The organism is Arthrobacter sp. HY1533 (assembly GCF_027568515.1).
GTDB lineage: Bacteria > Actinomycetota > Actinomycetes > Actinomycetales > Micrococcaceae > Specibacter.
The window spans coordinates 12,915-38,072 of record NZ_JANKZF010000031.1; the positions used below are offsets into that span (position 1 = coordinate 12,915).

The 25,158-nt window shown below is 65.6% G+C and carries 24 protein-coding genes; 4 read left to right on the forward strand and 20 right to left on the reverse strand.

All coding sequences use genetic code 11. The annotated features are described in order from the left end of the window. Window positions 1-14: 14 nt before the first annotated feature. Window positions 15-1,001: a hypothetical protein gene (locus PCK14_RS16880; RefSeq protein ID WP_269939682.1), complete on the forward strand. Its 987-nt coding sequence runs from the start codon at window positions 15-17 to the stop codon at window positions 999-1,001. A gap of 6 nt (window positions 1,002-1,007) precedes the next feature. Here PCK14_RS16880 and PCK14_RS19380 read toward each other — a convergent pair whose 3' ends face one another. Further along, window positions 1,008-1,433: an SRPBCC family protein gene (locus tag PCK14_RS19380; protein ID WP_442864747.1), complete on the reverse strand. Its 426-nt coding sequence runs from the start codon at window positions 1,431-1,433 to the stop codon at window positions 1,008-1,010. Between the two features lie 58 nt (window positions 1,434-1,491). Here PCK14_RS19380 and PCK14_RS16885 point away from each other — a divergent pair, with 58 nt between their 5' ends. After that, window positions 1,492-2,142, forward strand: coding sequence for a TetR/AcrR family transcriptional regulator (locus PCK14_RS16885; protein ID WP_269939683.1), 651 nt, complete (start codon window positions 1,492-1,494; stop codon window positions 2,140-2,142). Window positions 2,143-2,147: 5 nt separating this feature from the next. Here PCK14_RS16885 and PCK14_RS16890 read toward each other — a convergent pair whose 3' ends face one another. The 8 genes from PCK14_RS16890 to PCK14_RS16925 all read right to left on the reverse strand — a co-directional run bounded on the left by PCK14_RS16890 (window position 2,148) and on the right by PCK14_RS16925 (window position 10,456). Then, on the reverse strand, window positions 2,148-4,073 hold the full coding sequence (locus PCK14_RS16890; protein WP_269939684.1) for an NHL domain-containing thioredoxin family protein: 1,926 nt from the start codon (window positions 4,071-4,073) through the stop codon (window positions 2,148-2,150). Next, complete coding sequence (locus PCK14_RS16895) at window positions 4,073-6,193, reverse strand: cytochrome c oxidase assembly protein (RefSeq protein ID WP_269939701.1); 2,121 nt, start codon at window positions 6,191-6,193, stop codon at window positions 4,073-4,075. Before PCK14_RS16895 ends, PCK14_RS16890 begins: the two co-directional genes overlap by 1 nt. A 244-nt stretch (window positions 6,194-6,437) precedes the next feature. Then, a complete protein-coding gene (locus tag PCK14_RS16900; protein WP_269939685.1) occupies window positions 6,438-6,719 on the reverse strand; it encodes an HU family DNA-binding protein in 282 nt (93 codons plus the stop codon). A 242-nt stretch (window positions 6,720-6,961) separates the two neighbouring features. After that, the gene (locus PCK14_RS16905) at window positions 6,962-7,981 is read right to left on the reverse strand and encodes an EndoS/ChiA family endoglycosidase (protein WP_269939686.1); all 1,020 of its coding nucleotides are present in this window, start codon (window positions 7,979-7,981) and stop codon (window positions 6,962-6,964) included. A gap of 234 nt (window positions 7,982-8,215) precedes the next feature. Continuing rightward, on the reverse strand, window positions 8,216-8,521 hold the full coding sequence (rpsN, locus tag PCK14_RS16910; protein ID WP_038465689.1) for a 30S ribosomal protein S14: 306 nt from the start codon (window positions 8,519-8,521) through the stop codon (window positions 8,216-8,218). Between the two features lie 4 nt (window positions 8,522-8,525). Then, window positions 8,526-8,693 carry a 50S ribosomal protein L33 gene (rpmG, locus tag PCK14_RS16915; RefSeq protein ID WP_044574616.1) on the reverse strand — a complete coding sequence of 56 codons (168 nt, stop codon included), beginning with the start codon at window positions 8,691-8,693 and terminating at the stop codon, window positions 8,526-8,528. Then, entirely contained in the window at window positions 8,693-8,929 is a 237-nt protein-coding gene (gene rpmB, locus PCK14_RS16920; protein ID WP_269939687.1) for a 50S ribosomal protein L28, read from the reverse strand. The genes rpmG and rpmB overlap by 1 nt, the downstream gene beginning before the upstream one ends. A gap of 753 nt (window positions 8,930-9,682) precedes the next feature. After that, entirely contained in the window at window positions 9,683-10,456 is a 774-nt protein-coding gene (locus PCK14_RS16925) for an SGNH/GDSL hydrolase family protein (protein WP_269939688.1), read from the reverse strand. 108 nt (window positions 10,457-10,564) lie between these two features. Here PCK14_RS16925 and PCK14_RS16930 point away from each other — a divergent pair, with 108 nt between their 5' ends. Then, window positions 10,565-11,950: an MFS transporter gene (locus tag PCK14_RS16930; protein WP_269939689.1), complete on the forward strand. Its 1,386-nt coding sequence runs from the start codon at window positions 10,565-10,567 to the stop codon at window positions 11,948-11,950. Between the two features lies 1 nt (window position 11,951). Here PCK14_RS16930 and PCK14_RS16935 read toward each other — a convergent pair whose 3' ends face one another. The 11 genes from PCK14_RS16935 to PCK14_RS16985 all read right to left on the reverse strand — a co-directional run bounded on the left by PCK14_RS16935 (window position 11,952) and on the right by PCK14_RS16985 (window position 24,571). Beyond that, window positions 11,952-12,728: a crotonase/enoyl-CoA hydratase family protein gene (locus PCK14_RS16935; RefSeq protein ID WP_269939690.1), complete on the reverse strand. Its 777-nt coding sequence runs from the start codon at window positions 12,726-12,728 to the stop codon at window positions 11,952-11,954. Between the two features lie 54 nt (window positions 12,729-12,782). Further along, a complete protein-coding gene (locus PCK14_RS16940) occupies window positions 12,783-13,706 on the reverse strand; it encodes a cytochrome b/b6 domain-containing protein (RefSeq protein WP_442864748.1) in 924 nt (307 codons plus the stop codon). A 66-nt stretch (window positions 13,707-13,772) separates the two neighbouring features. Next, window positions 13,773-14,741 carry an electron transfer flavoprotein subunit alpha/FixB family protein gene (locus PCK14_RS16945; RefSeq protein ID WP_269939691.1) on the reverse strand — a complete coding sequence of 323 codons (969 nt, stop codon included), beginning with the start codon at window positions 14,739-14,741 and terminating at the stop codon, window positions 13,773-13,775. A 12-nt stretch (window positions 14,742-14,753) separates the two neighbouring features. After that, complete coding sequence (locus PCK14_RS16950; protein ID WP_269939692.1) at window positions 14,754-15,530, reverse strand: electron transfer flavoprotein subunit beta/FixA family protein; 777 nt, start codon at window positions 15,528-15,530, stop codon at window positions 14,754-14,756. A 55-nt stretch (window positions 15,531-15,585) separates the two neighbouring features. Further along, complete coding sequence (locus tag PCK14_RS16955) at window positions 15,586-16,749, reverse strand: thiolase family protein (RefSeq protein WP_269939693.1); 1,164 nt, start codon at window positions 16,747-16,749, stop codon at window positions 15,586-15,588. Window positions 16,750-16,806: 57 nt separating this feature from the next. Then, window positions 16,807-17,574 carry an SDR family NAD(P)-dependent oxidoreductase gene (locus PCK14_RS16960; RefSeq protein ID WP_269939694.1) on the reverse strand — a complete coding sequence of 256 codons (768 nt, stop codon included), beginning with the start codon at window positions 17,572-17,574 and terminating at the stop codon, window positions 16,807-16,809. A 35-nt stretch (window positions 17,575-17,609) separates the two neighbouring features. Then, window positions 17,610-18,758, reverse strand: coding sequence for an acyl-CoA dehydrogenase family protein (locus PCK14_RS16965; RefSeq protein WP_269939695.1), 1,149 nt, complete (start codon window positions 18,756-18,758; stop codon window positions 17,610-17,612). A gap of 52 nt (window positions 18,759-18,810) precedes the next feature. Further along, window positions 18,811-20,022: a CaiB/BaiF CoA transferase family protein gene (locus PCK14_RS16970; RefSeq protein WP_269939696.1), complete on the reverse strand. Its 1,212-nt coding sequence runs from the start codon at window positions 20,020-20,022 to the stop codon at window positions 18,811-18,813. Further along, window positions 20,019-21,422 carry an MFS transporter gene (locus PCK14_RS16975; RefSeq protein WP_269939697.1) on the reverse strand — a complete coding sequence of 468 codons (1,404 nt, stop codon included), beginning with the start codon at window positions 21,420-21,422 and terminating at the stop codon, window positions 20,019-20,021. The genes PCK14_RS16970 and PCK14_RS16975 overlap by 4 nt, the downstream gene beginning before the upstream one ends. A gap of 218 nt (window positions 21,423-21,640) precedes the next feature. Further along, a complete protein-coding gene (locus PCK14_RS16980) occupies window positions 21,641-22,657 on the reverse strand; it encodes a LysR family transcriptional regulator (RefSeq protein ID WP_269939698.1) in 1,017 nt (338 codons plus the stop codon). 36 nt (window positions 22,658-22,693) lie between these two features. Then, a complete protein-coding gene (locus PCK14_RS16985; protein ID WP_269939699.1) occupies window positions 22,694-24,571 on the reverse strand; it encodes an ABC transporter ATP-binding protein in 1,878 nt (625 codons plus the stop codon). Between the two features lie 100 nt (window positions 24,572-24,671). Here PCK14_RS16985 and PCK14_RS16990 point away from each other — a divergent pair, with 100 nt between their 5' ends. Further along, a complete protein-coding gene (locus PCK14_RS16990; RefSeq protein WP_269939700.1) occupies window positions 24,672-25,148 on the forward strand; it encodes a MarR family winged helix-turn-helix transcriptional regulator in 477 nt (158 codons plus the stop codon). Window positions 25,149-25,158: the final 10 nt, after the last annotated feature.

Below are 25,158 nucleotides of genomic sequence, written 5' to 3' on the forward strand. Positions count from 1 at the left end.
CTACAGTGGACGGAGTGAAGAACGGGACCCAGCTGATCAAGATTGCCACCACCTGGCTGCTGATCTTCATGCTGGCCCTGGCTGCCGCCATCGTGACCATCACAGTGGTCAATGGCCGGGAGTTCGGCCCGGAGAAGACAGTTGCCCACTATTTGCAGGCGCTGCGGGACGGCGACGGGGCCAAGGCCCTTGGCCTGTTGCAGGCCAAGTTGCCTGACGCCAATGCGGCGGCCCTGGACGGGCCTGCCCTGGCCAAGTCGCAGGAAGCCCTGGAGAACGTGAGCGTCGGGGAGGCCGTCGACGCGCCCGAGGGCCGGAAGCGCGTCAGCGTCAACTACACCATTGCGGGCACCGCGCTGGCCTCGGACTTCACGCTTGAGCCGGGTCCGCGCCAATGGCTGTTCTTTGACAGCTGGACAATGGTTCCCACAACACTGCCCAGCATCCACGCCTCGGTGGTGAACGCCAACCAGGCCAGCATCAACGGTGTCGACGCCAACATGCCCGACGGCCACAACTCCTTCGCCGTGTTCTACCCGGGCAACTACGAGCTGGAATACCGTTCACCATTGTTTGCGGCGCCGCCCGTGACGCGCAACGTGACCTCGGCTGCCCAGCCGGTTCCCGCCGTCGGGCTTTCCACCGGCCCCACCAGCGACCTCCTGGCCCAGGTGGACGGGGTGGTCCGCAAGTACCTGGACACCTGTGCCAAGCAAGCCGTGCTCATGCCCACGGGCTGCCCCATGAGCGCCGACACCGCCAACCGTGTCGCCTCCCCCATCAAATGGTCCATTGTGGAGTACCCGACCATCACCATTTCGCCCTTTGGCGGGCAGTGGATCATGGCGCCGCTGACAGTGAAGGCCCAGGTGGGATTCCAGGAGCAGGACTTGTTCACCGGCCTGCTGCAGGATTTCAAGCATGCGGAAAACTTTGACTTCACAGCCAAGCTGGCCATCAACGGGAGCAACGTCTCGGTGACCCCGGTTCTCAGCTATTAAAGACCGCTACCCGCCGGACCGACTCTCCGCCACCCCGGCGAGCCTTTCGGCAGCCTCTGGCAGGTAGCCGGCCACCGTGCGCCCGAAAATTCTCCCAAAGATCGGAGAGCTGGGACCGCGAAGGGTATAGGCCAGAGAAATCCGGCTGCCCATCGCTGCGGGCTCCACGGAGTAGTGGAACCGGAGGGCCGCGCCCGGAACCTGGGTCCCGTAGGACAGAAGTGCCCCAGGCTGCCAGTCGAAAATTTCATAGGGCCTGCGCCGGCCATCCAGCAAGGTCACAGTTCCTCGGCGCCCAAGTTCCAGATCGCCTTCCGCGTCGGCTGACAGGTAGCCCGGGTACCATTGCGGCCAAGCTGCGACATCCACAAGGGTTGCCCACACCGTAGCCGGTGATGCAGTGGTTTGCTGAGAGGCCTCCGTCGTGAACATGTGGCCCACCTCGATCCAAAGTCATTGGAGTGAAACTCTAATGCAGTACATTGTCAGAATGGACCCTACGAACCCAGCTGTCAATGAGGGCCGTCCGGCCGAACTTCGGCGGGCACGCGTGGCCGCCAATCGCGCCCGCATGGTCACCGCCGCCGCAGGTCTTTTTGCGGCCAGGGGCTTCACCGGAACCACCATGGAAGCTGTCTCGGCCGCGTCCGGGATGTCCGTCCAATCCGTGTATTTTGTGTTCCACAACAAGGCCAAGCTGCTGCAGGCCGCCTTTGACCAGGCCGCCATGGGGGCGGTGGACCCGACACCGCCCCCACAGAGCACCTGGTACCTGGCCGCCCTGCAGGCCGCCACGGCCGAGGAGGCGCTCCGGGGCCTGGTGCACGGCAACTGCCGCATCCTGCAGGGCACGGCCCCCCTCACCCTGGCGGCAGCATCCGCGGCGGCCGGCGATCCGGTCGTGGCCGAGCTGCATGCCAGGAACGAGGGCCTGCGCATGGAGGTTTTGTCAGAGATGACCCGCCAGCTGGGTGCACGCCGCAACTTCCGTCCTGGCATGACACTGTCCAAGGCCATGGATGTTGCTTACGGCCTGTTGAGCCCCCAGTTGTTCACACTGCTGACGCAGGCGCGCGGCTGGACACCGGAGGAGTTCGCAGACTGGGTCGCAGACTCCCTGCAGCACGAATTGTGGGGCTGAAGAACCTACTGCACGCCGCGCAGGTCCAGGGCCAGCTCGGAGGCGCCGTCGGCGCTTAGGATAACCGGGATGCCCCAGTCCTGCTGGTACAGGTGGCAGGCTGCGTGGTCGGGGATCTCACCGTTGGCGTCTTCGGGCCCGTCGCAGGCCGCGGCGCGGGCCGTGAAGTGCAGGACACCCTCGGGGACATCGGCCGACAGCACCAGCGTCCGCTGCAGGCCCACGGAGGTGCCCTCGCCGCTGATCAGCAGCTCCGGCGGGGTGGAGGAGACCTTCAGCTGCGTGGGATCGCCCCAGCGGTCATCAAGCTTCTGTCCCGTGGGCGCGGCGAAGTTGATGGTCAGGGCCAGCTCACCGGGCGCCACCGGCGTCTTGGGGCGCTGCGTCTGGGCAGCACCCTCATCGACCTGCAGTGCGTTCTTGGGCAGCGGCAGGCGGATCAGCTGGTGCTTGTTGGCCTCGACCACAATGAGCAGCGGAACCTCGCCGGACTCATCCAGCAGCACGTCGCTGGGCTCGGCCAGGCCGCGTGCCAGCGTGCTGACGGTCTTCGTGGCAGGGTCGTAGCGGCGCACGGCGCCATTGTAGGTATCGGCAATGGCCACGGAGCCGTCGGGCAGCACGGCAACGCCCAGCGGGTGCTGCAGGCGGGCCTGGGCGGCGTCGCCGTCGCGGAAGCCAAAGTCGAACAGGCCCTCCCCGATGGCGGTTTCCACCGTGGCGACGCCATCAGCAAACGTCAGCACGCGCAGCGCGGACGTCTCGGAATCGGCAACCCAGAGGTTGCCCTTGGCGTCCTCGGTGATGCCGGAGGGCTGGGCGAACCAGGCCTGCCCGGCCGGTCCGTCCAGCAGGCCCTCGAGTCCGTTGCCGGCCACCACTGTGGTGGCGCCGGTGGCGGGGTCGAAGCCGAAGATCTGGTGTGTGCCGGCCATGGCAATGACCACGGCCCCCAGTGCCGAGGAGTAGGCAACATCCCACGGGGAGGACAGCGACACGTCCAGGGGCGTGTTGCCCAGTTCGGTCTCGGAGGCCGAGGAGCCATCCTCGTTCACGCGTGCCGGGCCGGCCTCCAGCAGGCGCTGGATGCCGTTGCCGGCCACAGTGCGCACCTGGCCGGTGGCCAGGGTTACGCCGCGCAGGCGGTGGTTGACGGAGTCGGCCACGACGACGTCGTACCCCACTTCCGCTGCCAGCTCGGCCGGGAGCAGGGCCAGGCCCTGGGGTTCGTTGAACTGGGCGTCGGCGGCGGATCCGTCCAGGAAGCCCTTGGTGCCGGAGCCGATGGTGCGCACCACTGTTGCCAGGTCGGAGCCCATTTCCACGAGGCGGTGGTGGCCTGTGTCGGAGACCAGGAAGGTGCCGCCGGCCAGGGGCAGGACCTTGCCGGGGAATCGCAGGTCGCGGACAACCGGCTCAGGGGCCACATAGGGGCCGTCTCCGCGGTGCAGGGTGCCCTTGGCCTCGTGTTCGGCAACGATTTCCGGGATCAGGGATTCCAGCCCGGCGGCGTGGCCCTCGCCTGAGAGGTGCGCCACGATGTAGCCCTCGGGGTCCACCACAACCAGGGTGGGCCAGGCGCGGGCCGAGTAGGCCTGCCAGGTGAGAAGTTCGGGGTCATCCAGCACGGGGTGTGTGATGTCGTAGCGCTCCACGGCCGCGGCCAGGGCCACGGGGTCCGCCTCGTGCTCAAACTTGGGCGAGTGCACGCCCACCGTGACCAGCACGTCCTTGTACTGCGCCTCGAGGGGGCGCAGCTCGTCCAGCACGTGCAGGCAGTTGATGCAGCAGAACGTCCAGAAATCCAGGATGACGATCTTGCCACGCAGCTTTTCCAAGTCCAGCTGCGCGCCGCCGGTGTTCAGCCAGCCGCGGCCTTCGAGTTCCGATGCGCGGACGCGGACGGGGCTGGTCTTCGTTGAGGAATCCACTAGTGCGTTTCTCCTTGCGTGCCGGCCGGGGTGCCCGGCGCATTGTTGTCAGTGCTGGTGGTGGACGTTGTGGTGCCGGAGGTGCGGGTGCCCGGTCCGCGCGGGCCGGAGGCCATGGCGGAGTCACGGGCGGCCAGCTGGGCAAACATGTCATTGTAAGCGTCCAGCTCGGCGTCCTTATTCCTGTCCGCGGCCCTGTCCTTGCGCTTGGTTTCACGGGCGTCCGAGCGCGACCACATGAAGGCCACGCCCATGGCGATGAACAGGGTGGGGATTTCGCCCACGCCCCAGGCGATGCCGCCGGCGGTCTGCTGGTCCACCAGGGCGCCGTCGCCCCAGGGCCGGCCCATGTTGCCGAAGTACTCGCCGTTGAGCAGGCCCGTGGCCATCATGAGCGAGACGCCGAAGAAGGCGTGGAAGGCCATGGTGGCGAGCAGGAGCAGCAGCCGCAGCGGGTAGGGGGCGCGGGTGGGGAGGGGGTCGGCGCCGATCATGCTCTGGACAAAGATGTAGCCCGTAAGCGTGAAGTGGATAATCATCAGCTCATGGCCCACGTGGTAGGTCATGGCCATCTTGAACGCCGGCGAGTAGTAGAACAGGATCAGGCTGCCGGAGAAGTTGGCGGCGGCAAACAGCGGATGCGTGACCACCTTGGAATACTTCGAGTGCACCAGCACCAGGATCCATTCGCGGATGCCGCGGGAGCCGTCGCGGCGCGGGGTCAGTGCCTGCAGGGCCAGCGAGATGGGCGAGCCCAGGGCCAGGAAGAGCGGGGCGATGGCCATGAGGGCCATGTGCTCCACCATGTGGGCGCTGAACGTCACGGCACCGTAAACGGCGGGGCCGCCGGAGGTGATGTAGACAAGGGCCGCCAGGCCCACGAACCAGGAGACGCTGCGCAGCACGGACCACTTGTCGCCGCGCCTGCGCAGCTTCACAATGCCGCTGAGGTAGGCGGCGCCGGCCAGAACGGCGAAAGCGACCCACAGCCAGTCCATGCGCCACTCGGTGAACCACCGGGAGAATTCCAGTTCCGGCGGCAGCGGGTAGCCCGTGAGAATCTGGGCCGGGGTGAGGGCCTCCTGCGCGATCTCGCGCGACTGCGGAGGCGCGGAGCGGCTCAGGCCCACGGCGATGCCGCTGACCACGCCCATGATGAGCAGTTCACCAAAGATCAGCTGCCACAGCAGTCGGCGGGTGTTGGCGGTGCCGTTGTTCTTGGCGCCGCCCTCCAGGCGCGGAATGATCCAGGAACGGTGCATGTAGCCAATGACGCCCAGGACCACTGTGGCGGCAATCTTGGCCAGCAGCAGCTGCCCGTAGGTGGAGTAGAAGAGGTCGTGCCAGTTGGTGATGCGGATGGCGCCGTTGATGGTGCCCGACCCGGCAACGCCGGCAAAGGCAAAGATGGCCAGGGCCGAGAAGCGCTTGAGGGTCTGGGCCGTGATCTTGCCCAGGACGCCGGACACCACCACCAGGACGATGATGCCGCCCACCCACAGCGAGGCGCCTGTGACGTGGAGGAACAGCGAGTTGACGGCACCCTTGTGGTCGGCGCTGGAGGCGGAGTGGCCAATGAGCGCCTGCGGGATGAACGATCCCAGGGCCAGCACGAGCGGCACGGCCAGGGCGCTGATGTTGCGCAGCCCGATGACCAGGGTGGTGACAACGGCGGCCACGATGGTGATGATGAGCCAGGCCTGGCCCACTGGCAGTTCGGTCATGAAGAACACCAGCTGGCTGGTGTATTCGGAGGTGCCTGCCAGCGGAAGGCCGGAAATGCTGGAGTACGTCAGCACCAGGACAGCAATGGCGGACACTGTCCACACGCCGCCGGCCACCATGGCGAGCGTCATGGCCCGGGTGAATGCGGGGTGTTCGGGCACGGGGGCGCGCTTGGCGCCGTCGTGCTTCTGGTTGCCCGAACGCGGGCGGTGCGCCTTGAGGTCCTTGGGCAGGATCACCACGGCAAATACGAGCGCACCAATGACGGCCGAGAGTGCCAGGTTGTGGATGGTGGTGGCCAGCGGCAGCCCCCAGCGGGTGAAGGCGCCGGGATCGGCCAGCTGGGCAACCCCCGCGGCACCTGTCCACAGCAGCGAAACCACGACGGCGGCCATCGCGGCGGCCAGCCCAAGCCACCACCAGCGGCTGGAAATGCCATCGGCAAAGGTCCCCCCGCGGGATGGTGCGGGGGTGCGGACGGGGGTGGCGGGGGAAGAATCTACGGGTGGCACCCCTCCATTGTCCGCCACCTTGTGAACTTCGGGCGAATCAGCCAGCTCACAGGAACCGGCCGCTGCCTTAAATGCACGAAGGCGGCCACCGCGAGGTGCCGCCTTCGTGTGATGCCCTGAGAAGAAACTAGTTCTTGACAGCAGCCTTCAGCTTGGAGCCGGCGGACAGCTTGACGCTGTGGCCTGCTGCGATCTGGATGGTCTCGCCGGTCTGGGGGTTGCGGCCGGTGCGTGCTGCACGGTCGGTGCGCTCGATGGAGAGCCAGCCCGGGATGGTGATCTTTTCGCCGGCTGCAACGGAGCTCTCGAAGACGGAGAAGAGTGCATCCAAAACGCTGTTCACTGCGGTCTGGCTGGTCTCAGCCTTTGCTGCAACTTCAGCAACCAGTTCGCTACGGTTCTTTGCCATGTTTGTCCTCCTGGACGTCAGTAATTCCAATTCCACGCGGTTGCGTGTCAACCACTGCTAGCGAACATACCAGTTCTTCCGCGTGATTCCGGTAAATTTCGGTGTTTTTCGGTGTTTTTTGGGGCAAATTCCCCGGATTCTAGGCATATTTCGCTCACAGCCGACACCGGGAAGGCCCTTTCGGCCCGGAATTCCGCCGAATTTGGCGGGTTCCAACTGGCCAGGCGCCTCAGGCCGCAGGTCTAGTTGCCGTTCTTGTGGGCGTCTTTGTCCTGGGTCTTGATAACTTCCTTGGTCCACTTGAACTTGGTGGGCGAGATGGTGTTCTCGTTCCAGGCCTTGCCGTCGCGGTCAATCGCATACACGAACGATCCGCCCTTCTGGCCGCCCTCGGGCTGCCACAGGGCGTAGTCGTTTGCGCGGCTGGTGGAGAAGGACTCCTTGCTGAAGGGGCCGGCCGCATCGTTCCAGTTGGTGCGGTCCTGCTCCTCCGGGAAGGAGAAGCCGATCAGGAACTGGCAGGAGTTGATCTTGTCGGAGAAGGTGTTCCAGGTGTTTTGCATCCCCGCGATGTTGCGGCCGTAGGCCTGCAGCAGCACGTAGGAGATGTTGTGTGAGACGGCCGTGAACAGGGGCGTGGAGCCGGTCTGGTTGGTGTCAAAGATGAACAACTTGTCCGTGCCGGACCTCGGTCCGATCAGCTTTCCGAGGGCGTTGAAGATGCCAATGGCCCGGGTGAGGCCGTCGCCCTTCGGGTATGACTCGACGTCCACGTCAATCCCGTCAAGGCCATAGGGAGTCACGTAGGTGTCCATGACCCACTGGGCATACTGGGCGTACGCCTCGTCATTGAGCGCAACGTCTGCCTTGGCAAACTGGTCAATCCACAGTGTGTAGACCACGCGGGTCCCCTGCTTGTGCAGCTTCGGGACGTAGCTCTCGCGCAGCGTGTCCCAATAGGCCGTGTCCTGCGTGGCGCCGGCGTCAAACACCATGGCCACGTCCACGCCCTTGGGAATCTGGTCCATCGACATCACGTTCTTGTCGGGCAGATTGGAGTTGGCGCTTTCCGGCACGGTGACATCCCGCCACGTGCGGTAGTAGGCCATCATGAGCGGCTCGCCCTGGCAGTTGGCCACGCTGCCCACAGGGGCGGCCGGCGCTTTTTCTGCGGCGGATGCTGGTGTCATCAGGCCAACGCCGGCAAGTGCCGAGATGGCGAGGATGGCGGCTGAGCTGATCAGGCGGTGTTTGTTGAACATGACTTCCCTGTCGTGTCGTGGAACCGTGGTCTATCGCGGTGAACTAAAGCGATATAGCGACTCTAGGAGATTCCACGATCCGTGCCAATGGTCGCTTTGGACAGTTCATGCTGACCAAAGGGTGCAATGCGCCTGGTGGCCTGGCGACTCGTCGGGAAGAATACTGAAGCGTTTCAGGAAAAGGGCAGCAAAAAGGGCGGTGACCGTAAGGTCACCGCCCTTTTCAGCGGGTTATTACCAGCTGGACTTCTTGATGCCGGGCAGTTCGCCAGCGTGCGCCATCTTGCGGAAGCGAACACGGGAGATGCCGAACTTCTGGAGCGTTCCACGCGGACGGCCGTCAATGGCGTCGCGGTTACGAACACGTACCGGCGATGCGTTGCGGGGCAGCTTCTGCAGGCCCAGGCGGGCCGCTTCGCGCTCTTCGTCGGTGGAGGCCGGGTTGACGAGGGCCTTCTTCAGGGCGAGACGCTTCTCGGCGTAACGCTCGACGATGACCTTGCGCTGCTCGTTCTTAGCGATCATGGACTTCTTAGCCATAGTCTTAGCGCTCCTCTCGGAATTCGACGTGCTGACGGATCTTGGGATCGTACTTCTTCAGGACCAGACGGTCCGGAGTGTTACGACGGTTCTTGCGGGTCACGTAAGTGAACCCGGTACCCGCCGTGCTCTTCAGCTTGATGATCGGACGTACGTCCTTGTCTTTTGCCATTAGAGCTTCACCCCACGTGCCAGAATCTGCGTGACGACGGCGTCAATACCGCGCACGTCGATGACCTTGATACCCTTTGCAGAAACCTGCAGGGTTACGTTGCGGCGCAGGGACGGAACCCAGTAGCGCTTCTTCTGAATGTTCGGATCGAACCGACGCTTGTTGCGGCGGTGCGAGTGCGAAATGCTATGTCCAAAGCCCGGCTCGGCTCCGGTCACCTGGCAGTGTGCTGCCATGATCACTCCTAATAAATATATGGATACGGTCCACTGGTGCAGACCGTGCACATAGGTGGCGTCCGTCCTTGGACAGCATGATTCCCAAACAACATTTTCATGAAGTGAAAGAAAAAGTGCTCTCCGGCGAATACCCGAATGCACGCAACTTGAGCCCCTAACTACCGGCCCGCGGGAGGATAATCACCGCAAACCGGAGCAATTGCACACGCTCCGCGCCACCTAGCGCCTACCCAGTCTAGTTGCAAGCCGCCCAATTGACCAATTGGCCTACCACACCGGCCCTTAAACCGGCCAACCGGCACGGAATTGATTTCCGTGCCGGCCGCTGTCGGCCCCAATGGCATGGCGCTAGTTGCGCGCCCCCGGCCAGAGCGGCCAGATTCCCCTGCGGTTGCAACCAGCCACGGCCCTGAGGCTGCGCGCCTGCTCCGTCCCGGCATCCCCCAATGGTGCCGGGTCGTTGGCAAGGTGCGCTTGCCCTGGGTCCTCCGCAGCAAGCTGCACCCCCGGCGCGCCCTGCCGCACCTGTCCCCCTGAGACCTTCATGTCCGCCATTCCCCTCTTTCTGTATCAATGCCTGCGCTTGAGACTCTACGGATGGACAGGGCTGCGGACATCGGTAGTTGCTACGTATCTTTTGCCGCACGGCCGGTTCCAGGGGAAAGAGAAACCTCCCGCCGCGGCGCAGGGCCACGGCGGGAGGTTGGCGACGTGCGGGAGGCGGGCTCCTGCGTCGTGCTTGTTTGTGGTTTAGCTCAGGGGTGGGCGCAGCACAGGCCAGCGGGCGCTGAGGTTGTCGCCCGAGGAGACCCCGCGCAGGCGCCGGCTGACCCAGGGGCCCACATACTCCCTGGTCCAGGCGGCGTTGTCTTTGAGGACTTCAGCGGTTGTCTTCATGGGGACCGGCGGCAGTTCGGGCATGGGGATGCGGACGGATTCACCGAGCTGCTCGAGTACGCGGTTGGCCATGTTGATGTGGCCGGGGGTGGACATGTGCATGCGGTCGACTCCCCACAGGCGCCAGTCGTTGTACTCGCGGAAGCGCCAGTAGTCCACAAGTTCCGCGCCGTGGCCCTCCACGACCTCGCGGAGCAGTTCGTTGTAGACGGCGGTGCGGCCACGGATGCTGGCGAACACCTTGGAGGAGCTGGCGTCATAGCCCGTGAAGACGAGCAGGCGTGCGCCGGTGGAGGCGAGCTTGCCCAGGCCCTCGGAGTAGCGCCCGATCATGGCATCAATGTCCACCTTGGGGCGCAGGATGTCGTTGACGCCTGCATAGATGGTGACGAGGGTGGGCTGCAGCGCCACGGCCGCGTCGATCTGCTCTGCCAGGATCTGCTTCATCTTCTTGCCGCGGATGGCCAGGTTGGCGTAGCCCCAGGACTCTTCCGGGTGCGCCAGGGCGAGCTGTTCGGCGGCGCGGTCGGCCCAGCCGCGGACCTGGTTGGGCAGTGCCGGATCGGTGTCACCCAGGCCTTCGGTGAATGAGTCGCCCAATGCCACATATCGTGCCGAAAATTCCACGCTTGCTCCTTGCCGCTTTCTTGGCCACTGACAAAGCCAAATGTGGGCACTCGCTGCCCTGAACGTTAATTAGGCTAATACTATGACTCCGTTCAATTCTTTCCCCGCGTGAACTCCCCAGCCACGATCTGGGGCCGCGAGTACCGGGGAGCGACGCTGGGCTTCTTTGGCCTGGGCTTCATGGTTGCCTACTCGTTCGCAGCCGTCACGACCGCCATGCCACAGGCCGCCAGCGAACTCAACGGGCTGCCGCTCTACGGCCTGGCCTTTGGCATCACGATGGCCACCTCCGTCATTTCCATGACGCTGGCCGCGCTCTGGATCGACAGGTCAGGGCCGCAGATCCCATTGCTGACAGGTGTGGGCATCTATGTGGTGGGCATGCTCCTCTCCGCCTTCGCACCCACCATGGAACTGCTGGTTGCGGCCCGGGCCCTGACAGGTTTTGGCTCCGGGCTGGACAGCGTTGCCCTGTACGTCTGCATCGCCCGCGTATTCCCGGCTTATCTGCGCCCCAAAATGTTTGGTGCACTGGCCATGGCCTGGCTGCTGCCCTCCATTGTTGGCCCGGCCCTCAGCGGCATTGTCACCGACCACTTTGGCTGGCGCTGGGTGTTTGGCACCGTCCCGGTCTTGGCACTTGTGGCCATGGCACTGGTGCTGCAGGGCACGCGGGGATCGGGAATGAACCGCCCCGTGGAGATTGCCGAAAGTTCGACGCCGGACACCCGCCGCCCCCTCTCCGCCCGCCCCTGGTGGAAGCCGGCCTGGGCCGTGGTCGCCTCGGCCTCCGTATTGCTGCTGGGCGATGCCAGCACCATGGACTCGCCGTGGTCGCTCCCTGAGCTGCTTGCCGCCGTCGCGCTTCTTGCAACAGCCATCAACATTCTGCTGCCCAGGGGCACATGGCGCGGCGCCAAGGGGCTGCCTTCGCTGATCTTGATGCGCGGCCTCATGGGCACCGCATTCACGATCGCCGATGTATACCTGCCGCTGTATATGATCGACCAGCGTGGCCTGCCTGCGTGGCTGGCCGGCTTGTCACTCACCGTTGGCGGCGTGACCTGGGCCGTTGGCGCGTGGCTGTCCGGGCGCGGGACGCTGCGGCCCAGGCAGCTGCTGCGCTGGGGCGCCGGCTTCATGGTGCTGGGCATGCTGATCGCCGCCCTGGTGCTGATTCCCGGCTGGCCCGTCTGGATTGCCTGGGTTGGCTGGGCCGCCGGCGGATTGGGCATTGGCCTGGCCTACCCAACCCAGTCGGTGCTGGTGCTGGGCGACTCGGCCCCGAGCGAGCAGGGCGCCAATGCCTCGGCCTTGCAGTTGAGCGAGACCCTGCTGACGTCCACCATGCTGGCCGTTGTCGGTGCCGTGTTCGCCGCACTGCTGGCCTTCGGCGAGGCCGGCTACGTCATGGCGTTCGGCGTGGCCTGCGCCCTGGGACTGTGCACACTGCTGGTTTCGCGGAGGGCCGGGGCGCTGCCTTCGGCGGCCTAGGTTAGCTGCCGCTCCAGACGGGTTCGCGCTTTTCAATGAATGCCCGGGCGCCCTCGGCAGCATCGCGCGAGGTGCGGATCGCGGACACGTGCTGCAGCTGTTGCGTGAACTTCTCGGCAACCGGCCAGTCGGCCGAATTCACCATGACGGCCTTGGAAGCAGCCAGCGCGAGCGGGGCGTTTTTGGCAATGTCCGCAGCCAAGTCCAGGGCGGCATCAAGGGCCCTGCCCGGTTCCACAAGCCGATTGACCAGATGCAACGTGGCGGCCTCGGCCGCCGGCAGCATGCGTCCGGTCAGGACCACCTCCATGGCGAGGTGGTAGGGAAGCCTTTGGGGCAGTCGGAGCAGCCCGCCGCCATTGGCCGTCAGGCCGCGCTTGACCTCGGGCAGGCCGAAGGATGCGTTGGCGGCCGCAACGATGAGGTCGCAGGCCAGCGCAATTTCAAAGCCACCGCCCAGCGCGTAGCCTTCCACGGCGGCGATGAGCGGCTTGCGCGGCGGGCTCTGGACGAGGCCGGCAAATCCGCGGGACGGGACCACGGGGATCTCGCCGCGGGCAAAGCCCTTCAAATCCATGCCGGCGCAGAAGGTGCCCCCGGTTCCGGTGATGATGGCGACGCTGAGGGCGTCGTTGGCGTCGAAGTCTTCCAGGGCGCGTGCCAGTTCCTGCGCCAATTGCAGGGTCATGGCGTTCTTGGCCTGGGGCCGGTTCATGGTCAGGACCAGGACACGGCCGTGCGCCTGAACCAACAGGGGTGATTCGTCCAGATGAGACAAGTGTTTGTGCCTTTCAATCAAGTGGGTGCGTGGCGGCGTTCCCGGCGAATGCAGCTACCGGCCCACCTTGCCGGTCAATGAGGCCACCGGGCCAAGGAACAGCGGACGGGCGGCAATCCAGCCCAAGGCCATGACCACGACGGACGCGGCGAAAAGCCAGAAACCCAGCCAACCGGCGTCGTCCCGGGCCGCGAACATGTGGTTGAGGTTTTTCAGGGCGCCGGTGGTCAGCACCAGCCCAACGTGCACGATGATGAAAACGACGAAGTAAACCATGACCGGGACATGGATGGCGCGTGCCAGCTCAATGGGGTACGCCTTGTTCAGGGCTGTGGTGTTCTTGGGCCAGACGGGCGACATCCGCAGCCCGGATGCGAGCGCCAGGGGCGCGGCCACAAAGACCGTCAGGAAGTAGGCCAACACCTGCAGGCTGTTGTAGTTGACCCAGCCGTTCTCAAGCGGCCAGTTGAAGGATGCGTACTGCAGCAGCGCAGACGCCGCGTTGGGAAAAATGTCCCAGCTGGTGGGCACGATGCGCATCCACTGCCCCGTGGCAAACAGCATGATGAAAAAGATGACCCCGTTGAGCACCCAGAGCGCATCGAGGCTGAAGTGCAGCCACAGGTCCAGGCTGATCTTTTTTGGCGGGTTCTTGGTGCGCAGGACACCCTTGTTGTTGCGGGTCCAGTACGCCTTGGGTCGCGCCGTGGTGCGCACCAGCCAACCTGAGCGGATGATCAGCAGCATGAAAAAGGCGTTGAGGAAGTGTTGCCAGCCCAGCCAGGCCGGCAGCCCCACGGGTGCCGCGGCAGGCAATTCCGACTGGCCGGGGAATGCGGAGATGAAGTCCTGGACGGGCACGGTTCCGCGCAGCCACATGGCCGCCAGGACCAGCAGCACCACAACCACCAGCGCGGCCAGGGCAGTCCCGGCCCGCTTGAGCATCTTGTTTTGGGACGAGGGTTTTGGTTTTGTCATAGTCATCTGGGCTACAAATTTCTTGGGCTAGGGTGCGTGGCGTCCGGGGACAGGGAGGCGGGGTGCCTAGGCGTTGGCCTTCAGCGACTCCATGAGCTGCGGCACCACAGTGAAGACGTCGCCCACAATGCCGAAGTCCGCGACCTCGAAGATGGGGGCGTCGGCATCCTTGTTGATGGCCACGATGGTCTTGGCGGTCTGCATTCCTGCACGGTGCTGGATGGCGCCGGAGATGCCCAAGGCAATGTAGAGCTTGGGTGAGACTGTGACGCCTGTCTGCCCGACCTGCGTGGAGTGGTCGGTGTACCCTGCGTCGACCGCGGCCCGTGAGGCGCCCACTGCGGCTCCGAGCACGTCTGCCAGTTCTTCCACCAGGGCAAATTCCTCCCTGGAGCCCAGCCCGCGGCCTCCCGAGACAACCTTTTCCGCGCCGCGGAGGGCAGGGCGTCCCGAAGTTGTTGCAGCCTCGTCCACGGAATCGACAGTGCCGAAGCGTGCGGCGTCGGCAACCACGGCCACGCACGTCACCAGGGGTTCGGCCACCTCGGCGGCACGCTCGGCGATGCTGCCCTGGCGCAGGGTCACGATGCCCAACCCGCCCTCAATCACCGATTCGACGGTGTGCGCCCCACCAAACACCGAGTGCGTGGCAATGACGGTTCCGTTCTCGGAGCGGAGGTCGACGGCGTCGACCGCCAATGCCGCCGCAGCGCGGACGGCCAGGCGTCCGGCCACGTCGCGGCCCAACACGGAATGAGGGACGACGACGGCTGCCGGGGCGTGCGCTTGAACAGCCGAGGCGAGGGCTTCAAGTTCCGGCGCAGCCAACAGGCCAGCCTGGCTGGACTCGCCAACGTGCACGTACGCCGCGCCAAGGCGGCCCAGCTGCGCGGCAAGTACCGCTCCCTGGCCGGGCTGGGCGGCCACGACGGCCACGGGCGTCCCGAGCCGGGCAGCCGCCGCGAGCAGCTCCGCGGCGGTGTCTGCAATCCCGCCTGCCGGAGTGGTTTCAATCAGCGTCAGAATGTTTGACATGTCAGATCCTTTCTAGACCAGCCGGCCGGCGGTGAGGAAGTCTGCAAGCTGCTTGCCTGCATCGCCCTCGTCAACGATTTTGGTTCCCGCCTGGCGCGCCGGGCGGGCCAGGGTGGAGATGACCTGTGAACGGGCCATGCCGGGAAAGGCCGGGTCGATGCCAAGATCGCCCAATGTCATGACGGACAGCGGCTTGCGCTTGGCGGTCATGATGCCCTTGAAGTTGGGGAAGCGGGCCTCCGCGACATGCTCAGTGACGGACACGACCGCCGGGAGGGCCGCACTGACTTGCATGGTTCCCTTTTCCACCCGCCGCTGTCCGCGGACGGTGCCGGGCGTGATGTCCAGGGAGCTCAGGCCGCCCAGGTGGGGCAGGCCAAGGTGTTCGGCCACCATGGCGGGCAGGACGCCGCCGCGGCCGTCGGTGGATTCATTGCCGCCCAGCAGCAAGTCAAAGCCTGTGTGCTTCGCGGCCGTGGCGAGCACGGCTGCGGTGCGGGCCAGGTCGGCCGCGGCCAGGGCATCGTCCTGGACGTGCACGGCCGAATCGGCGCCCATGGACAGGGCCTTGCGCAGCGCCTTGGTTGCCGAATCCGGCCCCATCAACACCACAACCACCTCGGTGCCCTTGTTCCTGTCCTTGTAGGCAAGGGCAACTTCCAGGGCGCGTTCGTTGATTTCGTCGGCGACATTTTCCCCGGACACCCGGTCGACGCGGCCGGTCTGCAGGTCCAGGCTGCGTTCCTCTTCGGTGTCTGGCACCTGCTTCACCAATACGGCGATCCTCATGATGACTCCTAAATTTTTGATGTTTGCTGCTGTGCACTCGGCCGGAACCGCGCGGTCAGTTGGCGGAGAGCTGCAGGTTTTCGTAGATGGTTGCGTTGGCCATGCCGCCGCCTTCGCACATGGTCTGGAGGCCGTAACGGATGTTTTCCCGGACCATGCGGTGCATCAGCGTGGTGGCCAGTCGCGCCCCGGAACCGCCCAGGGGGTGGCCAAGGGCAATGGCGCCGCCATCGGGGTTGACCGTGGCACGCTCGGCACCGGTTTCCCGCAGCCAGGCACCGACCACGCTGGCGAAAGCCTCATTGACCTCGAAGGTGCCGATGTCGCCCAACGAGAGCCCGGCACGCTTGAGGGCCTTTGCCGTTGCCGGTGCGGGTGCCCCCAGCATGGCCACGGGGTCATCGCCCACCACTGTGGCGGTGTGGATGCGCACCAGCGGGGTCAGCCCCAGCTCGCGGGCCTTCTCACTCGTGGTGACGATCATGGCGCTGGAGCCGTCGGAGATTTGCGAGGAGTTTCCAGCCGTCATGAGCCCATTGGCCGAAAAAACCGGGTCAAGGCTGTTGAGCTTTTCCAGGGTGGACCCGCGTCGGATGCCCTCATCACGGGAGAAGATGCCTGCCGCGGTGGCCACGGGGACAACCTCGGCATCGAAATGGCCGGCGTCCTGGGCCGCTGCGGCACGCATGTGGGATTCCAGGGCAAGTTCGTCGAGCCACCCGCGGGAGAGGCCATAACGTTCGGCCAGGATTTCCGCGCCGGTGCCCTGGTTCAGCTCCACTCCGCCGTAGCGGGCCAGCAGCTGTTCGCTGAAGGGGTCCCCCGGGCCGCCGCGCCGGGCCGTGCCCAGCGGGATGCGGCTCATGTTTTCCACCCCGCCCGCCACGACGACGTCGTTCTGTCCGGACATGACGGTCGCCGCGGCAAAGTGGATGGCCTGCTGGCTGGATCCGCACTGCCGCTCAATGGTGGTGCCCGGGACGCTCTCGGGCCATCCGGCGGACAGCACCGAGTTGCGGGCAATGTTGCTGGCCTGCTCGCCGGCCTGGCCAACGCAGCCCCACATCACATCGTCCACCAGGCCGGGGTCAATGCCGGCACGTTCCACGAGTGCATTCAGCACGGCGGCAGACAAGTCCACGGAATGAACCTCCGCGAGTGAGCCCCCGCGCCGGCCGATCGGGCTCCGGACAGCGGCGGCAATTACTGCATCACGCATTGTTGCTCCTTGCTTGGAATAATTCGTTTTCGGGGTGCACCTCAGTGGGCTGCGGCCCTACCGCGGGGCCATGCGGATGGCGCCGTCGATCCGGATGGTTTCACCGTTGAGCATGCCGTTGGAGATGATGTGCTCGGCCAGGCCGGCAAACTCATCGGGCTCGCCCAGGCGGCTCGGGTGCGGGATGCTGGCGGCGAGCGCCTCGACAATGTCGGGGCGGCCGCTCTCGGTCAGCAGCGGGGTGGCGAATGTGCCCGGGGCGATGGTGCACACGCGGATGCCCACCTTGGCCAGGTCGCGTGCGGCCGGCAGTGTCATGCCCACGATCCCGGCCTTGGCCGCGGCGTAGTTGATCTGGCCGATCTGGCCCTCATAGGCGGCGACGCTGGCGGTCAGCACGCACACGCCGCGGTCGCCGTCGAGCAATTCGTTCCTTGCCATCTGCTCGGCGGCGAAACGCAGGATGTTGAAGGTGCCCACCACGTTGAGGTTGATGATGTCGGCGAAGGAGGCAAGCGGCGTCACTGCGCCCTCGCGGTCCAGGATGCGCATGGGCTTGCCGCGGCCGGCACAGTGAACCAGTGCGCGCACCGGTGCGAACGCCGCAGCCTGGGCGAATCCTTCGCGGACCTGCTCTTCGCTTGTCACGTCAACGCCCACAAACTGGACGTTGTCCCCCAGCTCAGCTGCCCGCTCGGCACCCGGGGATCCGGGCAGGTCCATGATGGTGACTCGCGCCCCGGAGGCGGCGAGCCTCCTGGCGGTGGCCAGGCCCAGTCCGGAGGCGCCGCCCGTGACGACAGCGTGGATTCCTTCAATGCGCATGTGTATGTCCTTTGTGCTTGTGGCAGGTCGCGGTGTCAGAGGCCAAGTGACTTGGCGATGACAACCTTCATGACTTCGCTGGTGCCGCCGAAGATGCGGCTGACCCTGGCGTCGGCGTAGAGGCGGGAGATGGGGTACTCCCGCATGTAGCCGTAGCCGCCGTGCATCTGCAGGCACTGGTCAATGATTTTGCCCTGGGCCTCGGTCACGAACAGCTTGACCTTGGCGGCGTCCGCCGGGGAGAGCTTGCCGGCGTCGAGCGCCACGACGGCCTGGTCGATCATGGCCTGCCCGGCGGCCAGGTTGGTGGCGCAGTCGGCCAGCACAAACTTCGTGTTCTGGAAGTGCGAGACGGGCTTGCCGAAGACCTTGCGTTCATTCACGTAGTCAATGGCCAGCTTGTGGGCGGCGGTGGCGGTGGCCTGTGCAGTGATGGCGATGGACAGGCGCTCCTGCGACAGGTTGTGGCCGAGCATGCTGAACGCCGCATCCACCTCGCCCAGCACGTTGGCGGCGGGGACGCGGACGTCCACGAAGGAGAGCTCGGCGGTGTCGGAGGAGCGCAGGCCCAGCTTTTCCAGCTTGCGGCCCTTGGTGAAGCCGGCCATTCCGTCCTCGACGACGAGCAGGGTCAGGCCGTGGCGGCGGTCGTCGCTGTCGGTGCTGGTGCGTGCCACCACAATGACGAGCTGGGCGTTGGTGCCGCCGGTGATGAAGGTCTTGGAGCCGTTGAGGATGAAGTCGTCTCCGTCGCGGACGGCCGTGGTGGCCATGCCGGCCAGGTCGGAGCCGGTGCCGGGTTCGGTCATGGCGATGGAGGCCAGGAGGCTGCCGTCGGCAAATCCGGGGAACCAGCGCTGGCGCTGCTCTTCGTTGCAGTAGTCCAGGAAGTAGGGCAGGACCGTGTTGAGGTGGACCTGCAGCCCACCCAGTGAGCTGGCGGCGTAGCCGATTTCCTCGAAGGCGATCATGTTGAACAGGAAGCTGTCCATGCCGCCGCCGCCGTACTCCTCGGGAATTTGCAGGCCGTTGATGCCAATGTCCGCCGTGCGGCGGTAAACATCCATCGGAACCATTCCCTGGTCTTCCCACTTGTCCATGTTCGGGACCACCTCGCTGTCGAGGAAGTCGCGGACAACCTCCCGGAAAGCCTGGTGGTCTTCGTTGAATATGGTGCGTTCCATGAAATGAATCCTTTTGGTGTCTTGGTGTAAACGTTGGTTTGGCGGTGGCGGACTAAGCCGTCAGGGCTGCGGGGATGCCGACGGCGCCCGCTGCGGCCAGGGTGTTGATGTCTCCGGCGCTGAAGCCCAGCTCGGCCAGGACTTCTTCGGTGTGCTCCCCCAGTGCAGGCGCGCCGCTGGTGCTGCGGGGGCCCGCGCTGGCAAACTGCCACGGGGCACCGACGGTTTCAATCTCCCCGAGCGGCCCGGTGGTCTTGATGAGGATGCCCGTGGCCTTGACGTCCTGGTTCTCGGCCAAGTCGCCGTAATTGCTGATGCGCCCGGCAACCACACCGTTTTCGGTGAGCAGGGCAAGTGCCTCGCTGGTGGTGAACTTGCCGAATTCGAAGCGCAGTTCGTTCAACAGTGCGGCCTTGTTGGCCACGCGGGCGGCGTTGGAGGAAAAGCGTTCGTCCTGGACCATGTCCGTGCGGCCGATGAGTGTGCACAGGCGGGCGAAATGAGGTTCCGAGTAGGCCGAGACAATGAACGCGCCGTCGCTGGTGGTCATGACGTCGGCGGCGGGGGCCACCGTCGGCTGGCCGTTGCCAAGCCGGCGGGGTTCCACGCCGGTGGCGAAGTAGGCGCCAAGCATGGGGGCCTGGACGTGCGTGGCGACCTCCAGCAGGGACGTCTCAATGACCTCGCCGCGCCCGGTGCGCAGGCGGTTGATGTAGGCGCCGAGCACGGCGGTGGCTGCCGCATAGGCGGTTGCCGCGTCAATGATCTGGCAACCAACTTTTTGGGGTTCGCCGTCGGGGTCGCCGGTCATGTGCATGATGCCGCTTTCAGCCTGCGCCGTGATGTCCAGTCCCGGACGGAGCCTGGACGGCCCCGTGGCGCCCCACGCGGTGATGCTGGCGTAGACAAGGTGGGGGTGTTCCTCCAGCACGTCGGCGCCGCCGAGCCCGAACGTCTCCATGACGCCGGGCCGGAGGTTTTGGATGACGATGTCGGCGCGCGCCACGAGTTCCTTGGCCACGCGCAGCCCTTCCGGGTTCTTCAGGTCCAGGGCAATGCTGCGCTTGCCGCGGTTGAAGGCGTTTACCATGGCCTGGCCGTGGACGCCGATGGAGCGGGCCGAGTCGCCGGTCCTGGCCTCAACCTTGATGACGTCGGCGCCGAGATCGGCCAACAGCTGGGTTGCGGCCGGGGCGGCAATGAACTGCCCGAAGTCAACAACACGTACGCCGTCCAGCGGCAGGGGAGTCACTGGCGTGCTCATGAGGCCGCCTCCATTTCGTTTTCTGCGTTTTTGTCCGCCCAGGCCCGCAGCTTGAGCAGGTCCTTGTCCGGGCGGATGAAGAAGGTGGCCACCACGGCACCGGCCACCATCATGATGCCCACCATGGCGAAGCCCTTTTCGTAGCCTTCGACGGCGGTGGCGCCGGCGGTGATGGTCCAGCCCAGGAACAGCGGGGAGAGAATGCCGGCCAGGCTGGAGATGGCCACGATGCCACCCATGATGCCGCCGCGCTTCTTGCTGTGGACGAGGTCGCCGAGGGCGGTGAACCCCACGCCGATCGAGGCGGTGTTGAGCGAGAAGGCAAGGATCACCAGGACCATTTGGAAGACTCCCTGCGGAACCACAGTGAAGCCCCACATCGACAGGCCTGCCCCGGCAACCAGCGCGCCGGCTAGGTACCCGCGGGAAACCTGCCGCGAGAAGCCCCGCTTGTAGAGCCAGTTGGAGAAGAATCCTGCCGCAATGGAGAACACCGCTGCGGTGGCGAAGGGGAGGGCAACGAGGCGTCCCACCGCGAGGGTGTCGTAGCCAAGCCCGTCCGCCAGGTACACGGGGAGCCAGGCAACCTTGAGGCTGGTTGACCAGTAGCTGAAGAAGTTCAGTGCCGCGATGCCAATGATGGTGGCTGTGCCCAGCAGCACCCGGTAGGGCACGTTGGCCGGCTCGTCGTCCTTGGCCTTCGCGGCCTTGGCAGCCTTGGCTGCAGCTGCGGCACCGGCACCGCCCTTCCGGTCAACCTTGGAGGACCCCCCAAAGATGAGCCACAGCACGGCCCAGACCAGGCCGGCGGCGGCAATGACGCCAAAAGCCGTGTGCCAGTCCCACTGCACAATGATCCAGGTCAGGATGGGCGCCATGACCAGGGGTCCAAGCGATGAACCTGCCGTGACCACACCCGAGGCCAGGGCCCGCTTCTCGGCGGGGAACAGGGACTGGGCGGAGTGGTTGGCCAGTGCATAGGCCGGACCCACAGCGAATCCCAAGACGACACGGCAGATCAGCAGGGCGCTGAAGCCGATGGTGCCCAGCAGCGGGACCATGGTGGCAACCCAGACAAGCATCAGGATGGCCAGGTACCAGCGGAGGTTGATCCGGCTGGACAGGGCTCCCAGGCTCAGGGCACCGATCGCGAAAAGCCAGTAGAAGCCGCTCTGCACCACACCGTACTGTGCGGCCGTCAAGCCAAGGTCCACCTTGATGTCCGAACCGGCCAGCCCCAGCACTGCCTTGTCCGCATAGTTGATGAACAGGAACAGCGCCAGCAGGATGGTGATGGACCATGCCCTAAACGGCGTCATCTTGCCCTGGGGGCGTGTCCCCGCAGGCTGCTCAACGTCAACCGCTTCGACGGAGCTGAGCACTTCCGGTTGCTTTGTCATGTGGGTCCTTGCTGGTCAAGTGCAACGCTGCACTGCTCTGCATTGTGGATTGTGGGATGGGATGTGAAGCACGTCTCATCTGAATCCATCTAAAGGCACAGCAACCGTTCGCGTCCAATACAAATAGGCGCACACTTTGACCGCAAAAAACTATCGATCCTAGTGGGAGGCGTCACCAGTCCCCCGTAACGGGGGTTACTTTGCCGCGGGCGGGCGCTTCACATTCCCGCCGACGGGCCAGGCTGCCCGATCCGGGTTGTGCGCGGCACGGCACGGTGGTCCCACACATCCAGTGCGGCGGCAGCGCGCTCGATGAGCGGCCGCCCGTCACCTTCCACGGCCTCCACGGCACGCACCCAGTTCTCCAGCGAGGCCTGTGCGGCGGCAAGGAACTCCTGGGAGACGGCGGTGAGCTCACCGGGTCGTTGAATTGCATAGATTTTTGTGGACGGGTGGGGGTCAAGTTCGCGGACCACGCCGCCGCGCTGCCAAAAGTTCACAGCAACGCGCAGCGGAACTATGCCCACCGCGCATCCGGAAAGCACCAGCGGCAAGATGGCCTCTCGTTGGCGGATCTCAACGGCAATGCGTGGTTGCACGCCGTTCTCACGCAGGATCTGCTCAAAATATTCGCGGGTGCCGGTCCCCTTCTGGGCCAATACGAACGATTCATCCCGCAGGGCCGAGATGGGCACGGGATTTGGCCACCTCTCCTCGCTGCCGGGCGGGCAAATCAGCACAAAGGTTTGCTCAACCAGTTCGGTGCTTTCAAGTCCGCCGGCGGCGGGGGCCGAGACAAATCCCAGCTCGCAGGCTCCGGTGCGGACAAGTTCCGCCACGGCGGCCGGGTTGTCGCCTTCCTCGACACGGCAATGGACGCCCGGGTGCCGCGTGAGGAACTGTGCCAGCCAGGTGGAGACGGGGTCGATTGCGAGATCCGACAGTGCGGCGATGTCAATCGCACCTGCCCGCAGGGAAGCAATTTCGGTCACCGCCCGCTCGGCGTTGTCCACTTCCCGCAGAACCGACCTCGCCGGGCCCACAAGCCCCTCCCCGGCCGGCGCCAGGACAATCCCGCGGCCAATCCGGTGGAACAACTCGGTGCCAAGGTCCTTCTCCAGTGCGCGGATGGTCTGGGACAGCGACGACTGGGCAATATTGAGGGCCTCGGCCGCACGGTGGACGCCGCCATGGTCGACTATGGCCAGAAAGTACCGCAGCTGCCTCAGGTTCATGCCTAACATCATGGCATGCAGACGGCTGCCGCCTGCCTACACGGCCGGTTCCAGCTCCGGGCTGCTGCGCTCGGCTTCGCGGGCGGCCCGCAACGCCGCATAGGCGCCGCCGGCATCACGCAGTTGGGCCGGCGTCCCCACCTCGGCCAGTTCGCCGCCGGCAAGCACGGCCAATTGGTCTGCGTCCTCCACAGTGGTGAGCCGGTGGGCGATGGTCAGCGTGGTCCGGCCAACGGCCAGGTGGTCCAGGGCCAGCTGCACGGCTGCCTCGGTGGTGTTGTCCAGGGCCGAAGTGGCCTCATCGAGCACCAGCACGCGGGGATTGCGCAGAATGGTGCGGGCAATGGCCAGGCGTTGCTGCTCGCCGCCGGAGAAGCGGTGCCCGCGGGCGCCCACCATGGTGTCCAGTGCGTCGGGGAGTCCGGCCACAAGGTCTGCGATTTGTGCAGAAGCCAGGGCCTTCCAGAGGGTCGCATCGTCGGCATCGGGGGCGGCCAGCAGCAGGTTTTCGCGGATGGAGGCGTGCGTCAGGTAGCTTTCCTGCGACACGACTCCCACAATTCGGGCAAGCACCTCCGGGGCAATGTCCCGGACGTCGACGTCGTCAATGGTGACCCGACCGGCCGTGACATCGTGCAGTCGCGGCAACAGCGCGCCCAGTGTTGACTTGCCGGAGCCGGTAGGGCCCACCACGGCGGTCGTGGTGCCGGCCGGAAGCGCAAGGTTGATTCCGCGCAGGACTTCGGTGCCGCCGTCGTACGCAAAGTGCACGTTCTCAAAGCGGACCTCGCCCCGGACCGTTGCGGGATCCAATGCCACGGGATGGGCCGGGGCGGTGATGTCCGGGGCCATGTCCAGGTATTCAAAGATGCGGGAGAACAGCGCCATGGCCGTGACCCACTGGACGCCCAGGTTCAGCAGGCCCATGATGGGGCGGAAAATGGTGGATTGCAGCGCCGTGAAGGCGACGATTGTGCCGATGCTCAGCGTGGTTCCGGGCAGGCCGCCGGCAAAGTAGATCACGGCGGGAATGGCGGAGAAGATGATGCTCATGCTGGCCATCCGCCAGCGTCCGGCCAGCTGTGAGCGCAGTTCCAGGCCGATCAGGCGCTCGGAACTGGCGGTGTAGCGGGCGGCGTCGCGGTCCGTGGTGCCGAGCGTTTTGGCCAGTCTCACGCCGGAGATGCTCAAGCCCTCCTCCACGTACGTGTTCATGGTGGCGAGCTCGGCCTGCATGGTTGAGGTGATGTCGCGGCGCAGCAGGGCCACGCGGCGGGAGAACCAGACGGCCGGCGGAATGACGATCAGCGAGAGCAGCGACAGTTGCGGCGAGAGGACAATCATGGCCGCGGCGGTGGCGACGGCGGTGGTCACGTTCGAGGCAATGCCGGTGGCCGTGGACGTGATGACCGACTGCATGCCGGAGATGTCGTTGTTCAGGCGCGACTGCACCTCGCCGCTGCGGGTCCGGGTGAAGAACGCGAGCGACTGTTTTTGCAGGTGCGTGAACAGCCGGGTGCGCAGCGTGTGCATGATTTTCTGGCCCATGCCGGTGGTCATCCAGGTCTGGATCACGCCGATGAAGGCGGTTGCGGCCGCCACGGCAATCATGGCGCCGGCCAGCAGGGCCAGCAGCCGCAGGTCCTTGTGCGGCAGCGCGTTGTCAATGATGCCGCGGATCAGGAAGGGCTGCGCGAGCCCCACAATGCTGGAAACACTGATGAGAAGCACGACGACGGCGATGGTCGCCTTGTGGGGTGCGAACAGGGCCGCGATGCGTTTCAGGCCCACGGGGTGCAGCTTGAGCTGCTTTTTGTCGGCCGGGTTGATGCGGCCGGGGCCGCGGTTGTTGAAGTTTGCGGGGCCGGTGTCGTCACGGCTGCTGGGTTTTTGTGTGCGGATGCTCTCCGTCATGGGTACACCTCCAAGGGGTGTGCTGGGTGCGGGACTCGCATCAACTAATACAGAGGTTACCTCACTATGTGGTTGCAGGTCAAATTGCTATGCTTGGTGCATGGCCCCGCACAATGAACCTGCCGACCTCGGCGAGCTTTTCCACGCAGCCTTCCGCGGGCTGCGCCGCACCTGGTCCGAACAGCTGTCGCCCTGGGGGCTGACCCCGCACCAGTGGCGTGGGCTGCTGATGGTGATGCGCCGCCGGCCGGATTCCCCGCGGGCTGGCGCCGGGGCTGCTGCGGGCCCGGACTGTGGCGACGGCGATGTGCGGCTCAAGGACTTGGCGGAGCGGCTGCGCATCGCACCCCGCTCGGCCACCGAGGTGGTGGACCAGCTGGAGGCCAAGGGGCTGGTGCGCCGCGAGGCCGACCCCAGTGACCGCCGGGCAACACTGATCGTGGCCACGGATGCAGGGCAGCAACTCTTTGCCGATGTCCAACAGGAGCGTCGCGGCAAGTCCAATGAGTACTTTGCCCGCCTGAACGCCGAGGACCGCGCGGAGCTGGCAAGGATCCTGGGCCAGCTCCACGACTGACACCAGCCCC